Annotated in this window: 19 protein-coding genes; 18 read left to right on the top strand and 1 reads right to left on the bottom strand. The window is 68.1% G+C overall.

The features are described 5' to 3' along the window. Positions 1-181: 181 nt before the first annotated feature. The gene (locus tag WT26_RS04270) at positions 182-1756 is read right to left on the bottom strand and encodes a TIGR04222 domain-containing membrane protein (RefSeq protein ID WP_069272249.1); all 1575 of its coding nucleotides are present in this window, start codon (positions 1754-1756) and stop codon (positions 182-184) included. A 189-nt stretch (positions 1757-1945) separates the two neighbouring features. Between WT26_RS04270 and WT26_RS04265 the strand changes: the two genes are divergently transcribed. The 18 genes from WT26_RS04265 (at position 1946) to WT26_RS04180 (ending at position 13111) form a co-directional block, all read left to right on the top strand. Beyond that, the gene (locus tag WT26_RS04265) at positions 1946-2416 is read left to right on the top strand and encodes a DUF523 domain-containing protein (RefSeq protein ID WP_069270644.1); all 471 of its coding nucleotides are present in this window, start codon (positions 1946-1948) and stop codon (positions 2414-2416) included. Between the two features lie 422 nt (positions 2417-2838). Next, positions 2839-3045 (top strand): tail protein X, encoded by a 207-nt coding sequence (locus tag WT26_RS04260; RefSeq protein ID WP_042586759.1) that lies wholly within the window; start codon positions 2839-2841, stop codon positions 3043-3045. 15 nt (positions 3046-3060) lie between these two features. Further along, the gene (locus tag WT26_RS04255; RefSeq protein ID WP_010095861.1) at positions 3061-3405 is read left to right on the top strand and encodes a putative holin; all 345 of its coding nucleotides are present in this window, start codon (positions 3061-3063) and stop codon (positions 3403-3405) included. A gap of 1 nt (position 3406) precedes the next feature. Then, on the top strand, positions 3407-3673 hold the full coding sequence (locus WT26_RS04250; RefSeq protein WP_045566864.1) for a phage holin family protein: 267 nt from the start codon (positions 3407-3409) through the stop codon (positions 3671-3673). 3 nt (positions 3674-3676) lie between these two features. Beyond that, positions 3677-4507, top strand: coding sequence for an N-acetylmuramidase domain-containing protein (locus WT26_RS04245; protein ID WP_059955887.1), 831 nt, complete (start codon positions 3677-3679; stop codon positions 4505-4507). Further along, on the top strand, positions 4504-4944 hold the full coding sequence (lysB, locus tag WT26_RS35215; RefSeq protein ID WP_060265275.1) for an Rz-like lysis system protein LysB: 441 nt from the start codon (positions 4504-4506) through the stop codon (positions 4942-4944). The genes WT26_RS04245 and lysB overlap by 4 nt, the downstream gene beginning before the upstream one ends. Continuing rightward, positions 4832-5068, top strand: coding sequence for an Rz1-like lysis system protein LysC (gene lysC, locus WT26_RS38330; protein ID WP_230461592.1), 237 nt, complete (start codon positions 4832-4834; stop codon positions 5066-5068). The genes lysB and lysC overlap by 113 nt, the downstream gene beginning before the upstream one ends. Beyond that, positions 5061-5516, top strand: a complete 456-nt coding sequence (locus WT26_RS04230; RefSeq protein WP_069269783.1) for a phage tail protein — start codon at positions 5061-5063, stop codon at positions 5514-5516. Before lysC ends, WT26_RS04230 begins: the two co-directional genes overlap by 8 nt. Further along, positions 5513-6424: a baseplate J/gp47 family protein gene (locus tag WT26_RS04225; protein ID WP_069269782.1), complete on the top strand. Its 912-nt coding sequence runs from the start codon at positions 5513-5515 to the stop codon at positions 6422-6424. Before WT26_RS04230 ends, WT26_RS04225 begins: the two co-directional genes overlap by 4 nt. Next, entirely contained in the window at positions 6417-6983 is a 567-nt protein-coding gene (locus WT26_RS04220) for a phage tail protein I (RefSeq protein WP_059717646.1), read from the top strand. The genes WT26_RS04225 and WT26_RS04220 overlap by 8 nt, the downstream gene beginning before the upstream one ends. Further along, the gene (locus tag WT26_RS04215; RefSeq protein ID WP_069269781.1) at positions 6980-7903 is read left to right on the top strand and encodes a gp53-like domain-containing protein; all 924 of its coding nucleotides are present in this window, start codon (positions 6980-6982) and stop codon (positions 7901-7903) included. The genes WT26_RS04220 and WT26_RS04215 overlap by 4 nt, the downstream gene beginning before the upstream one ends. A 3-nt stretch (positions 7904-7906) precedes the next feature. After that, positions 7907-8485 carry a hypothetical protein gene (locus tag WT26_RS04210; protein WP_069269780.1) on the top strand — a complete coding sequence of 193 codons (579 nt, stop codon included), beginning with the start codon at positions 7907-7909 and terminating at the stop codon, positions 8483-8485. 219 nt (positions 8486-8704) lie between these two features. Continuing rightward, entirely contained in the window at positions 8705-9112 is a 408-nt protein-coding gene (locus tag WT26_RS37080) for a hypothetical protein (RefSeq protein WP_155123058.1), read from the top strand. A 4-nt stretch (positions 9113-9116) separates the two neighbouring features. After that, the gene (locus WT26_RS04200; RefSeq protein ID WP_042586752.1) at positions 9117-9800 is read left to right on the top strand and encodes a phage baseplate assembly protein V; all 684 of its coding nucleotides are present in this window, start codon (positions 9117-9119) and stop codon (positions 9798-9800) included. Next, on the top strand, positions 9797-10159 hold the full coding sequence (locus WT26_RS04195) for a GPW/gp25 family protein (RefSeq protein WP_059609406.1): 363 nt from the start codon (positions 9797-9799) through the stop codon (positions 10157-10159). The genes WT26_RS04200 and WT26_RS04195 overlap by 4 nt, the downstream gene beginning before the upstream one ends. After that, positions 10156-11070 (top strand): baseplate J/gp47 family protein, encoded by a 915-nt coding sequence (locus WT26_RS04190; RefSeq protein WP_060199746.1) that lies wholly within the window; start codon positions 10156-10158, stop codon positions 11068-11070. The genes WT26_RS04195 and WT26_RS04190 overlap by 4 nt, the downstream gene beginning before the upstream one ends. After that, positions 11063-11605: a phage tail protein I gene (locus WT26_RS04185; RefSeq protein ID WP_060199748.1), complete on the top strand. Its 543-nt coding sequence runs from the start codon at positions 11063-11065 to the stop codon at positions 11603-11605. The genes WT26_RS04190 and WT26_RS04185 overlap by 8 nt, the downstream gene beginning before the upstream one ends. 6 nt (positions 11606-11611) lie before the next feature. After that, positions 11612-13111 carry a phage tail protein gene (locus WT26_RS04180; RefSeq protein WP_060199750.1) on the top strand — a complete coding sequence of 500 codons (1500 nt, stop codon included), beginning with the start codon at positions 11612-11614 and terminating at the stop codon, positions 13109-13111. The last annotated feature ends 7 nt before the right edge of the window (positions 13112-13118 follow it).

The following is a 13118-nucleotide window of genomic DNA, read 5'->3' as shown; positions in this document are numbered from 1 at the left end:
TTATTTTTTATTATCTCAATATGATCTGTCGAGGCGATTTTTCAGTGCGGATGTGACGTCAATTTATTAACTGAGAAGCGGCATTCGATCGATTTCATCGTGGCATCGCATGGCGTCATCGGCCGCCGCTTTTATCTCAAATTAAAAAAACCGAGCGCGGCCGGCCGCACTCGCAACGCGTTCAGCTGCTCGAACAGCCGCCGCAACTGCTCGAGCTGCAAGAACTCGACGAACTGCACGCGCTCGACGCTCCGCAGGAACTCGAACTGCTGCTGTCCCCGGCATCCGAGTCGGACGAACCGCTCGACCCGCCGGTTTTCGCGGCGACGACGGGCGGCGGCGCCATCAGCGCGCCCATATGCTCGGCCCACACGGTGCCGGCGAGCGCGCCGGCGCCGAACAAGGCGGCCGTCCACAGCAGCCCGTCCGGGGTCGCGCGGTCGCCCTGGCGTTCGTTCCGGTGCGCGTCGAGCGCCGCCTGGCCGCCGTGCGTCACGCCGCCGCGCCCGATGCCGGGCAGGCGTCCGACCACGAAGTGGTACGCCGCCATGAACGCCGCCATGAAGATCATCAGCAGCAGCACCGGCCGGCCGCGGCTCAGGCCGATCGCGAGTTTCACCGCCCCCACGCCGAGCACGAGCAGCACGATCGCGCGCGCGGCCATCCACGCCGCGCGCATCTCGCCCGGCGCCCAGAGCCAGCCTTTCCGGCGCAATGCAACCTCACAGTGGCCTTCGCGCCATGCGAGATGCTGACGAAACGCGTGGCAGCTCGTCTCGCCGCCGAGCTGCTTCCTCAGCCATTCCCAGTCGGCGCCATAGGCGCCCGCGTGCTGCGGATCGCCGATCCGCACCCGCCAGCCGTTGGCCTGGTGCACCAGTTCGACCGCGCCGCCATGCACGAGCGACAGCGTCGCGACCTGCGCCATCCGCGAGCCGCCGCCCGCGAGATAGGCCGCCTCCTCCGCGCTCAGGTCGGGCGACGATTCGCGGGCGCGCGTTCCCCACGCGCGGTATCGGTACTCGATCCACTGCAGGCCGACGATCAGCAGCAGCGCAATGATGCAGGCCGGCACGTAGAACGCGAGAAACTCCGGTCCCGGGAGGTCCAGCACATTGAAGTCGCTCGCGGACGCGCAGGTCGCCGCGACGCTGATCGCCGCCGCCGGCCATGCGAACTTCGCGACGCGCCGCCAGCCTCGGGCGCGCGCGGCACGCGACGGCGCGGCGCGCTCGCCCGACAGGCCGACGCGCGGTTCGGCGCGCTGCGCGGGAGCGTCGGCGGGCTCGGCCGCGGGGCGCGGCCAGATCGCCGCGGGCGGCTCGCAGCCGAACAGCCGGCGATAGCTGTCCAGCGTCTGCCGGTATTGCTGTTCGTACTTCGCGGCCTCGTCCGGCGCGCCCGTGCCGGGCATGTGATGCAGCCGCGCGCGCAACACGCCGGCGCAGAAGACGTCCCAGTATTCGAGCGTGTATTGCAGGTGGAAATGCCACGCGGCATCGACCGCGACCGACGGCGTGACCGGGTGTCCGGCCGCCTGCGCGAGAAACGCGAAGCGCTTGTATTCGTCGATCACGGCCAGCGCGTGCGCGTATGGCCAGTGCTCCGCTTCGGCGAGGCGGCGGCTGTACGGCAGCGGTGCATCGGGCGCGTCGGGCGTATAGGCCTGCAGGCGCGCGAGCAGCGCGCGTTGCGGATCGGTCAGCGCATCCGCATCGGTTGCGGCGGCGGCGACGGGAGTCGGGAATGGAGCCATCGGGAGTCGGCGCGATGCGCGGACGGCCGCCGCGATCGACGCTTGGAGTTGTCGTTGCGGGGGATTCTCGCATGACGGCGCGGCGCGCGGCGCGCGGCGCGTCGGCACGCGTGCCGTAGAATTTCAGGCCCTTCCACCATCCCGCGCGAGGAGACGACATTGCCGACGAAGCAGAACATCCTGGTCAGCATGTGCGTGCTCGGCCAACCGGTCCGCTACAACGGCTCCGCCAAGACGGCCGCGCATCAGGCGCTGGACCAATGGCGGCGCGAAGGACGTCTCGTGCCGATCTGTCCCGAGCTGTCGGCGGGATTCGGCGTGCCGCGGCCGCCGGCCGAAATTGCCGACGGGCAATCCGGGCAGCGGGTGCTGGCGGGCGTCGCCCGTATCGTCGACGCGACCGGCGCGGACGTCACGGCGCCTTTCATCGCCGGCGCGCAGGCGGCGCTGGCGCTGGCGCGCGCGCATGACTGCGGTTTCGCGCTGCTGGCCGACGGCAGCCCGTCATGCGGCAGTCGCTTCATCTACGACGGCAGCTTTGCGGGCGACCGACATGCCGGCGCGGGCGTCACCGCCGCGCTGCTGCGGCAGCACGGCATCGAGGTGTTCGCGGATACGGAGATCGATGCGCTCCTCGAGCGGCTGGCGCAGCAGGGGTAAGCCGCGCGCCAACCCCTGCCTTCGGAGTTTTACCTACGCATCGCCCTGCCTTGCCCATCAAGGCCCTGCGCCCCTCGCCCACCGCAAAACCAAGGCTGCACAAGGTCAATCAAGGCCTCGCCAGTTCATCCAAGCTGCAATCCGGCTGCACGGCCCTGCACCGCCGGCGGCCCTTGCCGCGCCCGTTCCTGAAGCGTAAGACGCCCCGCCCGCCCGGGCACGCGCCGCGCTGCGTGCCCGGGCGGACGACGCACGCCGCTCGTTGAGCCCCGCCGCGCGAAGTTCGAACATGAGAACCCTCTTCACTGACTCACGGTTCGACACCTCGCCATGCCAAGCAACTCGACATCGACATTCTTCCGCGTCGCGTCGGCACCCGCGGCCCGCGACGCTCGCGCCGTCCGTCATCGAGGAGGCCAGCCATGATCGTGCGCACGCTGCAAGGCGACACGGTCGACGCACTGTGCTGGCGGCACTACGGCCGCACCGACGGCACCGTCGAAACCGTGCTCGAGGCCAACACCGGCCTCGCCGATCTCGGCGTCGTGCTGCCCGCCGGCACGCCCGTCTACCTGCCGCCGCTCGACACCGTGTCGAGCACGAAGCCGCTGCTGCAACTGTTTGACTGACCCTGGAACGCCGCCATGGCCGAACCGAATACCACCACCGCCGCGGGGCTGTCGACCGCGATCGGGCTCGCCGGCCTCGCGCCCGGCATCGACGGCAACGCGCTGATCGGCGCGTTCACGGGCGCGGCGCTCGTCGTCGTCACGTCGAAGGAGATCGGCGTCGCGCGGCGCGCGGCCTACCTGCTGATCTCGCTCGTGATGGGCTATCTCGCCGCGCCGGAAATCGTCAGCGCCACGCCGATCCATTCGACGGGCGTCGCCGCGTTCTTCGCGGCCGCGCTCGTGATCGCCGTCACGCTGCAGCTCATCGAGCGGGTCAAGACCCTCGACCTGCTCTCGCTGTTCCGCAAAGGGGGATGACATGCACGTCCCGCTCGCGCTGATCGCCCTCGCCGCGCACCTCGCCGCGCTCGTGCGCGTGCTCGCCTACCGGCGCAACGGCGCGCGGCACCGGCGCCACGTGTCGTGGGTCGCGTGGGCCCTCGTCGTGGTGACGGGCGGCGCATCGATCGAGCTGCTGCTGCATGCCGCATCCGTCGGCTTCTTCGAAGCGGCCACGGCGGTCCTGCTGGCGATGTTCGTGTACGGCGCGCGCGGCAACGTCGCGCGCCTTCTGCGGAGAGAGTGAATCATGAAAACCCGCCGCCTCGGCGACCACGGCGACGACGTGGGCCTGCTGCAACGCCGCCTGATCCGCGCAGGTTATGCGGTGCAGGTCACGCATATCTACGACGCCGCCACCGAAGCCGCCGTCATCGCGCTGCAACGGAAAACCGGCCTCGTCGACGACGGAATCGCCGGCCCCAAGACGTACGCCGCGCTCGCCACCGGCCAGCGCGATCCGCAGCACCTGGCGCTGGCCGATCTCGAACGCGCCGCGCGCACGCTCGGCGTGCCGCTTGCCTGCGTGCGCGCGGTTAACGAAGTCGAATCGCGCGGCGCCGGCTTCCTGCCCGACGGCCGGCCGGTCATCCTGTTCGAGCGGCACATTTTCTGGAAGCGGCTGCAGGCGCGCGGCATCGATCCGGCGCCGTTCGCGGCAAAGCAGCCGGACATCGTGTCGCAAACGCGCGGCGGCTATCGCGGCGGCACCGCCGAATACACGCGCCTCGCCGCGGCCGAAGTGATCGACGCCCGCGCCGCGTGGGAGTCCGCGAGCTGGGGCGCGTTCCAGGTGATGGGCTATCACTGGCAACGCCTCGGCTATGCGGGCATCGACGACTTCGTCGCGCGCATGGAAAGCGGCGAGGCGGAACACCTCGACGCGTTCGTGCGGTTCGTCGCCGCGGACGCCGGGCTGCTCGCCGCGCTGCGCGCCCGCAACTGGGCCGCGTTCGCGCGCGGCTACAACGGGCCCGATTACGCGGCGAACCTCTACGACGTCAAGCTCGCGCGCGCCTACGACCGGTATGCGTCGCCGCCCGTTGCGGCGGATGCCGACGACGCCGCGGCGGCGGCATGAGCGAGCTCGCCGCGAAACTCGCCGCGGGGCTGCTCGTGCTTGCCGCCTGCGTGGCCGCCGCGCTGTACGTGCGCGAGCTGCATGCGGATCTGGCGACTGCCCGGCTGCAACTCGCCGACGCGCGGCAGGGCCTCGCCGATCGTGACGGCGCGATCCGGCGCCTGCAGCAGGACGCCGCCGGCCGCGCCAGACAGCAGGCGCGGCTCGACCGCACGCAGAACGCGATCGCGTCGAAGCTCGACGCCGTTCGACTTGAAAACCGGAGATTGATCGATGAAAACGCCGCGCTTCGCGCGTGGGCTGACACTCGTTTGCCTGACGACGTTGTCCGCCTGCAAGCCACTCCCGCTCTCACCGGCGCCGACGATTACGTCGGCCCCCTGCCAGACGGTGAGCCCGTGCACGCTGCCGGCGCTCGCGCCGCGCACCAACGGTGAGCTCGACGCGGCGCTCACGACCGTCAAGGCGGCATGGGCGACGTGCGCGGCCAAGGTCGACATGATCGCGACGTGCCAGGCCAAATCGCAGCCGGCCGATAACGGGGAGCATCCGCATGAATAAGCCAGACAGCCTGCGGCGCGCGCTCGTCGCCGCGGTTCCCGCGCTCGGGACCGACCCGGGCAAGCTGACCGTGCTCGTCGAGCAAGGGTCGCTCGCCGCGACCGGCACGCTGACGCCGTCGTTCGAATACCGGTACGTGGCCCGCGTGCTCGCGCCGAATTTCACCGGCGACGCGGACCCCATGTTCGTCGCGCTGGTCGAATGGGTGCGCGCGAACCAGCCGGACCTCGTGACGAGCCCCGCCGTGCGCGCCGACGGCATCACCTTCGAGATGAGCGTGCGCGATCCGGCCGCGGTCGACCTGTCGATCAAGCTCGCGCTGACGGAAAGCGTCGTCGTGACGACCGGGCCGGACGGCAAGCAGGTCGTCACGCACGTCGACGACACGCAGGTCGACCCGGCGAATACGCTGACGTGGGTCGCGCTGCCGCAGCGAGGTGCCGCATGACGGCCGCCGCGCTCATCGATCTGTCGAGCCTGCCCGCCCCCGACGCGCTCGAGGCACTCGATTTCGAAACGCTGTATGCACGCCGGAAGACCGCGCTGATCGCGCTCTGGCCCGCCGACGAGCAGGCCGAAATCGCGGCGACGATCGCGCTCGAATCCGAGCCGCTCGCGCGCCTGCTGCAGGAAAACTGCTATCGCGAGCTCGTGCTGCGCCAGCGCATCAACGACACCGTGCGGGCCGTGATGCTCGCCTTCGCGAAGGGCAGCGACCTCGACCAGCGCGCCGCGCTGTTCGGGATCGAGCGGCTCGTCGTCATGCCGGCCGACCTTCCCGACAACGTCCCGGCCGTCTACGAGGACGACGAGTCGCTGCGCCGTCGCATCCAGCTTGCGCCGCAGGGCTTCAGCGTGGCCGGCCCGGCTGCCGCGTACGAATCGAAGGCGCTTGCCGTCGACGGCCGCCTGCTCGATGCGAAGGCCACGCGCCCGCGGCCGGGCGACGTGCTCGTCACGCTGCTGTCGCGCGACGGCGACGGCACGGTGGACGATGCGCTCTGTCGCGCGGTCGAGTCCGCGCTGTCGGCCGAGGATCAACGGCCACTGAACGACACCGTGCTCGCGCGCCCGGCCGAGATCGTCCGCTACCGGATCCGCGCGAAGGGCTATACGCGCTCGCCGGTCGGCGCCGACGTGCTGATCGCGCAGGCGACGAAGAACGCCCGCGCGTATGCCGACAAGGTGCGCCGTCTCGGCGTCGGTGTCGCGGAATCGGCGATCAAGGGCGTCTGCCAGGCCGCAGGGCTGTCGAAGACCGAGCTGATCGAGCCGGCCGGCGACCTCGCGATCGGCCCGACGCAGGCGTCCTGCTGCGTCGACGTCGTCATCGAATACGGCGGTATCTATGAGTGAGCTGCTGCCGCCGAACGCGACGCCGCTCGAGCGGCGCGCCGCGAACGCGCTGGCCGCCGCCGAGGGCCTGCCGGTCCCGATCCGCGATTACTGGGACCCGGATCGCTGCGACGCGGCCCTGTTGCCGTATCTCGCCGCCGAAGTGTCGGTCGACGGGTGGGAGCTCGCCGAGTCCGACGATGCGCGCCGCGCGCTCGTCCGCGGTGCGATCCAGCTGCATCAGAAGCGCGGCACGCCGTGGGCGGTGCGTGAAGTGATCCGCCGGCTCGGCTTCGGCGAGGTGACGATCGTCGAGGGCCGGCGCGTGCGCCGGCGCGACGGGTCGGCCATCTACAACGGCGACTACGTGCACGGCCGGGAGACGGCGTGGGCGGAATACATCGTCAAGCTGTCGCGGCCGATCACGCGCGACCAGGCGGACAACCTGAAGGCGGTGCTGGAGCGCTATGCGCCGCGACGCTCGATGCTGGCGTCGCTCGACTACCGCGAGGCACCGATTCGCTACAACGGCTTCGCGCATCGCGACGGCCAGTACAACAGAGGGAGTATCAAGTCATGACTGACCTGGTTGAAAGCTCGACCTGGACACCCGGCATCCGCCAGTTCGAAACGTCGGATCCGGTTGAAGGCGGGCCGGATGGGATCGATAACGTGCCGTTGCGGCAGTTGGCGAATCGGACGCGGTATTTGAAGGATGTGCAGGACGCGCAAGCGGGTGGTCTTGAGATGAAAGCGCCGCTTGCGTCGCCGGCATTCACGGGTAGCCCGCAGGCGCCCGTGCCGCAGCAGTTCGACAACACGTCGAAGATCGCCACGACGGCATTCGTGCAGCGCGCGTTGGGGAACTTCAATGCCAGTAGCGGTACAGGTTCCGGCATCATTGCAGCGGCCGTGACATTGACAAACGATGACGTCGGCGGCTTTCACTACTTCAACGGTCCTACAAACCAGACGGCCACACTGCCGAGCGAAGTGGGGTTGCCGCCGGGTGCCGCGATTGCGTTCCAACGTGGAGCCCAATACAGTTTGACGATCGGCACTAACAAAGCGAACGCAATCATCGATACCACGATTGGTCTTGCTTCGTCGATCATGCTCGCCACTGGCGAGTTCGTAGTGCTGGTATGGAGCGGCACGTACTGGCAGGCGTTCGGAACCTATACGCAGCGCGTCGGGCAACCGTTCGCCAATTCGCTTACGTCAAGCGGTTATCAGAAGCTGCCGAGCGGGTTGATTATCCAGTGGGGCTCCGTTCCAAATATTCCTGCTGGCGGTAGTGTGACGGTCAATTACCCAATTGCGTTCCCAAATAGCCTCTTATCTATTTCCGCGATTGCGGGCGCTACTAGTACTGGCAGCTCCGCCATTAATGGTTTGATGGCCGGCGCTTCAAGTAACCCCAAGGCACTGTTTGTTGCATGGAACGGCTCATCCAATCTCACCACGCAAATGGGCGCTTATATTTCTTTAGGGTATTAAATCGTGGGTCAAAAATATGCAGCCTTCGACGCGCAAGGCAATATCGAGGCGTTCTACGACAGCATCGACAGCCCGATCCCGTCCGGCGTCACGAACACGATCGAAATCACTGACGTTCAGTGGATGACGTGTATCAGCCAGCCGGGGCAATGGCATGTCGTGAGCGGTGCGCTCGCGCAGGTTCCGCCGCCGTCCGCTGCCGAGCAGCTCGCATCCGTCAAGGCATCGACAATCGCGTCGCTGAACGCGGCATGCCAGGCCGCAATCCTGGCAGGCTTTACGTCGCCGGGCATCGGCATGCCAACGTTCTACCCGACGACGGACACCGACCAGCGCAACCTCCAGAGTTCCGCTCTGGCTGCCGCGTGGAATGCTGGGGCGGCAGACTGGCACACCTCCCTGTGGTGCCGGCAGGGTGACGCATGGGCGTATGTCGAGCACACGGCGCAACAGGTGCAGCAAGTGAATGCAGATTGGGTGACTTTCCGCACGGCTTCGCAGCAGAAGTATGCTGATGCAATTGCCCAGGTGCATGAGGCAACGACGATCGACGCAATGCGGGCCATCGCAGCAACAGCCTGACCGTATCTTTCCCCTGTCCATCAATCCGGGGACGACTCCGCGCCGCGGAATCGTCACGACGGCCTGCACGTCATGCGGACCGGCGAAGGCCTCCCGATTCGCAGCCGCTGGATGGCCGTCGTTGTCATCGCCTGAACGACCGATGATGACGACGCCGCAATCACGCCCGACACGCCAGTCCATCTGACCAACGTCGTCGCCACGCTCGACCCGTCCCGCATGACGGGTGACCTGCGCCGCACGCTCGACGAGATCGGTCGACGAATCGCCACCCTCACGATTGCCGGGACCCGCCGTAGTCGGCCGCGCACAACGCCGCGTCCGGCACGCTCCGACGTCTCATCCGGCACCACGATTCCGCGAAACGTCAGCCTGACGTTTCGCGCGACGTTCATCAGCGCCTCGACGCTGCATCCCCCTCGAACAAGAAGCTCAATCGGCCGCAATCATGGCGTCGGCCAGCATCCACATTTCATCTTCGTGAAGGTGGAAAAAAAATGGCGCGTTACGCATGCCACCACACCGATCAACGTGCATGTCTCGCCCCACCCGCCTCACGCCCCTTCCGTCCTCACCCCCACGACACAAGCCATCGCTCGCCCCACACGCCTCCGCCCGGCACCATAACCACATGGACGCTAACGAAATTCAACGGCAGGCACGCAACGCGGTGCGCAAGGGCACGATCCTCGCGGTCGACCATGCGGCCGCATTGTGCCGCGTCTCGGTCGGTACTCCCGACGAAGACGGCGGCGGGCTGCAAACCAACTGGATTCCATGGATTGCCTGCACCGCGGGCACCACGCGCGAATGGCTGCCGCCGACCCCGGGCGAGCAGGTCGTGCTGCTCTGCCCGATGGGTGATCCGGCACAGGGCGTCGCGCTGCGCGGCCTCTATTCCGACGCCGCCCCGGCGCCGGCGTCGAGCCCCGACACGCACACGCGCGTCTATCCCGACGGCGCGAGCGTCGCATACGACCACGCCGCGCATGCGCTGAAGGCCGAACTGCCCGCCGGCGCGACCGTGCTCGTCGTAGCACCGGGCTCGGTCACCGTGCAGACGAAAGCCGCGACCGTGCAGGCCGAGACCATCACGCTCGACGCGCAGCAAACCACCTGCACCGGCGCGATGACGGTCAAGGGGCCGCTCGCGTTCGAGTCCGGCATGACCGGCAAGGGCGGCGCAGGCGGCGCCACGATGCAGATCGACGGCGCGGCCAGCTTCACCCGGGAAGTGACTTCGCAAGGCATCAGCCTCCCGCATCACACGCATCGCGAACAAGGCGATGGACAACTGGTGAGCCAACCGCAATGAAGGGCATGAACGCGAACACCGGCCGCTCGATTTCGGGCCTCGGCCACTTCTACCAGTCGATCGGCAAGATCGTGACGACGCCGCTCGCATCGTGCGTGAAGCGCCGCACGTTCGGCTCCGAACTGCCCGACCTGATCGACGCGCCCGGCAACGGCGCGATGCGCACACGCCTGTATGCGGCCGTCGCGACGGCGCTGATGCGCTGGGAGCCGCGCCTCACGCTGACCCGCGTCGTGCTCGCCGCGGACGACTCGAACGCCGCAGCCGGCGCGATCTATCTCGACATCGAAGGCTGGACGAGCGAGAGCGGCACGGCCGTGACGACGCGCGTGCCGGTCGCGCAAGGGAGCCCCGCATGAGCGTGACCCCGATCGACCTCTCTCAGCTGCCGTCGCCCGACGTCGTCGAGACGATCGACTACGAAACGCTGCTGGCCGAGCGCAAGGCGCGCCTCGTGTCGCTGTATCCGGCGGCCGAGCAGGCCGAGATCGCTGCCACGCTCGCGCTCGAATCGGAGCCGATGGTGAAGCTGCTGCAGGAAAACGCATATCGCGAGCTCGTGCTGCGCCAGCGCGTGAACGACGCCGCGCGCGCGGTCATGCTCGCTTATGCGCGCGGCGACGACCTCGACCATCTCGCGGCGCTGTTCGGCATCCGACGCCTGACGATCACGCCCGCCGACCCGGAACACAATGTTGCGGCGGTCATGGAAAGCGACGTCGACCTGCGCGCCCGCACGCAGCTCGCGCCGCAAAGCTTCTCCGTCGCCGGCCCCGAAGGCGCGTATGTCTCGCATGCGCGCAACGCGGACGGCCGCGTGCTCGACGCGTCGGCAGTCAGCCCCGCCCCGTGCGAAGTGCTCGTCACCGTGCTCGCGCGTGACGGCGACGGCACGGCGGACCAGAAACTGGTCGACGCCGTGACGGCCGCGCTGCAGGCCGACGACGTGCGGCCGCTCACCGACAAGGTGACGGTGCGCGCCGCGGAAATCCTGCGCTACGCGATCCGCGCGCGGCTGGTGTTCTTTGCAGGACCGGATCGTGCGGTGGCACTCACGCAAGCCAACAAGGCGATGAAGAAATACGCCGACGACATGCACCGGCTCGGCATGGAAGTCACGCTGGACGGCATCTACGCGGCCGCACGCGCGGCAGGCGTGCAGAAGGTGATCCTCGAAAGCCCGCTCGCCGGCATTCCGGCGACGAAGCAACAGGCGCCGTACTGCACCGGCATCGAGCTGATCGACGGCGGGGTGTACAGCAATGAATGACATCCTGCCGCCGAATGCGACCCGGCTCGAGCGCAACCTCGCCGCCGTGAATGCGCGCGTCGACGACATTCCGACGCCGCTCGCGCCGCTGATGAATCCGGACGCCATCCGGTCCGACCTGCTGCCGTGGCTCGCGTGGCACCTCGGCGTCGACGCATGGAAGGACTACTGGCCCGAGCACGTAAAGCGCGCCCGTGTCAGGCACGCGATTCCGATCGCGCGCCGCAAGGGCACCGCCGCGGCCGTGCGCGAAGTCGTCGCGACCTTCGGCGGCAACCTCGTGCTGCGCGAATGGTACGAGCAGGCCCCACCGGGCCGGCCCGGCACGTTCGACATCGTGATGACGGTAAGCGGTCAGGAGGGCGAACCGCCGACCGCCGAATACGTCGCCGACATCCTCGCGGAAATCGACCGGACCAAGCCGGTACGCGCGCACTACACGTTCACGCAGGGCTTCGCGATGCGGGGCCGGCAACGCGTCGGCGCCGCCGCTCGCGTGGCGGTCTATCGCCGCCTGAACCTCACCGACAACTGATCGCACATGGCAACCCAGATCCTCATCACCGACGCCGGCCGCGCAGCGCTCGTCGCACCCGGCAACGGCGGCACCAGCGCCCACCAGGTCGTGGAAATCGGTCTTGCGAATGCACCCTTCGTCGCCGACAAGGGGCTCATGAAGCTGCCGAACGAGCTGAAGCGCATCACGACGTTCGGCGGCGCCAACATCGCGCCGGACACGATTCACGCGACGCTGAAGGACGACACGGCGGACCAGTACTCGCTGTACGGGTTCGGCCTCTATCTCGAGAACGGCGTGCTGCTGGCCGCCTACGGCCAGGCGACGCCGATCATGGAGAAATCGCCGGCCGCGCTGCTGCTGCTGTCGACCGACATGCAGTTCGCGACGATCGACGCGACGCAGCTCGTGTTCGGCGACGCGTCGTTCCTGAACCCGCCGGCGACCACCGAGCGGCAGGGCGTGGTCGAGCTGGCGACGCAGGCGGAAGTGGATGCGGGTGCCGATGACACGCGCGCCGTGACGCCGAAGACTGCGGCCAAACGCTACGCTTCATTGGCCGGCGCAACTTTCAGCGGCGACGTGTGGATCGAACCGGGCAAGCGCCTGATACTCGCCGAAGGCAGCCTCACCAGTCCGTCGCTCACATTCGTGAACGACGGCACATCGGACTCGGGCCTGTACCACAACGGAGACGGCCAGTTTGGCGTGACATGCAACGGTGCATCCGTACTGCGCTTCACCCCAACGCTCGCGGCCTTCGACCAGCCGGTGACAGGCCCGACCCCTGCACAAGGTGACCGTTCCACGCGTTTGGCGACGACGGAATGGGTGCTGGCTGCCCTCTCGACGACGACCATCGGCCAAATCGTATTTGAGCCTCGCACGACAGTGCGCGCTGGCTTCCTGAAGGCGAACGGTGTGCTCCTGAACCGTGCGGACTATCCAGGTCTGTGGGCTTACGCGCAGGCGAGCGGCGCACTCGTGTCAGATGCCGATTGGGGGAACAGCCGTTGGGGCTGCTTTTCAACCGGCGATGGCACAACGACGTTCCGCCTCCCGGAAATGCGCGGCGAGTTCATCCGTTGCTGGGCAGACGGCCGCGGCGACACCGACCCTCAGCGCGCAATTGGATCGTGGCAGGAAAGTGCAAACAGATTGCACGCTCACGGCGCGGGCGCGAGCCCGGTCGGCGATCACGCTCACGGCGCTTGGTCAGATGGCGCCGGCTTTCACGGTCACGGCGTGGTCGACCACGGGCACGTGCATGGAGTGAACGACGCATGGACCAATCAGCCTGGCGGTGACGTCGGCTCCAGTGTCAACGCCCGAAATTCGCGAGTGGGCACGACTGCAACGCCCTCGCTCACCGGCATCGGTATCGCCGGCGACGGCCACCACGTCCATAACATCGGCACCGTTGGCGCTGGCGCACACAACCACGTCATCACCGTCAACGCTGACGGCTCGAATGAGTCGCGCCCCCGCAACATCGCGCTGCTCGCCATGATCCGCGCCTATTAACCTGGAT

The sequence above is a fragment of the Burkholderia cepacia genome (assembly GCF_001718835.1).
GTDB classification, from domain to species: Bacteria; Pseudomonadota; Gammaproteobacteria; order Burkholderiales; family Burkholderiaceae; genus Burkholderia; species Burkholderia cepacia_F.
This window is presented reverse-complemented; position numbering and strand designations above follow the sequence as displayed.

Excerpts from the sequence above, each read along its gene's own strand:
- WT26_RS04270 (WP_069272249.1), bottom strand. The coding sequence starts at position 1,756 with ATGGCTCCATTCCCGACTCCCGTCGCCGCCGCCGCAACCGATGCGGAT.
- WT26_RS04265 (WP_069270644.1), top strand. The coding sequence starts at position 1,946 with ATGTGCGTGCTCGGCCAACCGGTCCGCTACAACGGCTCCGCCAAGACG.
- WT26_RS04260 (WP_042586759.1), top strand. The coding sequence starts at position 2,839 with ATGATCGTGCGCACGCTGCAAGGCGACACGGTCGACGCACTGTGCTGG.
- WT26_RS04255 (WP_010095861.1), top strand. The coding sequence starts at position 3,061 with ATGGCCGAACCGAATACCACCACCGCCGCGGGGCTGTCGACCGCGATC.
- WT26_RS04250 (WP_045566864.1), top strand. The coding sequence starts at position 3,407 with ATGCACGTCCCGCTCGCGCTGATCGCCCTCGCCGCGCACCTCGCCGCG.
- WT26_RS04245 (WP_059955887.1), top strand. The coding sequence starts at position 3,677 with ATGAAAACCCGCCGCCTCGGCGACCACGGCGACGACGTGGGCCTGCTG.
- lysB (WP_060265275.1), top strand. The coding sequence starts at position 4,504 with ATGAGCGAGCTCGCCGCGAAACTCGCCGCGGGGCTGCTCGTGCTTGCC.
- WT26_RS04230 (WP_069269783.1), top strand. The coding sequence starts at position 5,061 with ATGAATAAGCCAGACAGCCTGCGGCGCGCGCTCGTCGCCGCGGTTCCC.
- WT26_RS04225 (WP_069269782.1), top strand. The coding sequence starts at position 5,513 with ATGACGGCCGCCGCGCTCATCGATCTGTCGAGCCTGCCCGCCCCCGAC.
- WT26_RS04220 (WP_059717646.1), top strand. The coding sequence starts at position 6,417 with ATGAGTGAGCTGCTGCCGCCGAACGCGACGCCGCTCGAGCGGCGCGCC.
- WT26_RS04215 (WP_069269781.1), top strand. The coding sequence starts at position 6,980 with ATGACTGACCTGGTTGAAAGCTCGACCTGGACACCCGGCATCCGCCAG.
- WT26_RS37080 (WP_155123058.1), top strand. The coding sequence starts at position 8,705 with ATGACGGGTGACCTGCGCCGCACGCTCGACGAGATCGGTCGACGAATC.
- WT26_RS04200 (WP_042586752.1), top strand. The coding sequence starts at position 9,117 with ATGGACGCTAACGAAATTCAACGGCAGGCACGCAACGCGGTGCGCAAG.
- WT26_RS04195 (WP_059609406.1), top strand. The coding sequence starts at position 9,797 with ATGAAGGGCATGAACGCGAACACCGGCCGCTCGATTTCGGGCCTCGGC.
- WT26_RS04190 (WP_060199746.1), top strand. The coding sequence starts at position 10,156 with ATGAGCGTGACCCCGATCGACCTCTCTCAGCTGCCGTCGCCCGACGTC.
- WT26_RS04185 (WP_060199748.1), top strand. The coding sequence starts at position 11,063 with ATGAATGACATCCTGCCGCCGAATGCGACCCGGCTCGAGCGCAACCTC.
- WT26_RS04180 (WP_060199750.1), top strand. The coding sequence starts at position 11,612 with ATGGCAACCCAGATCCTCATCACCGACGCCGGCCGCGCAGCGCTCGTC.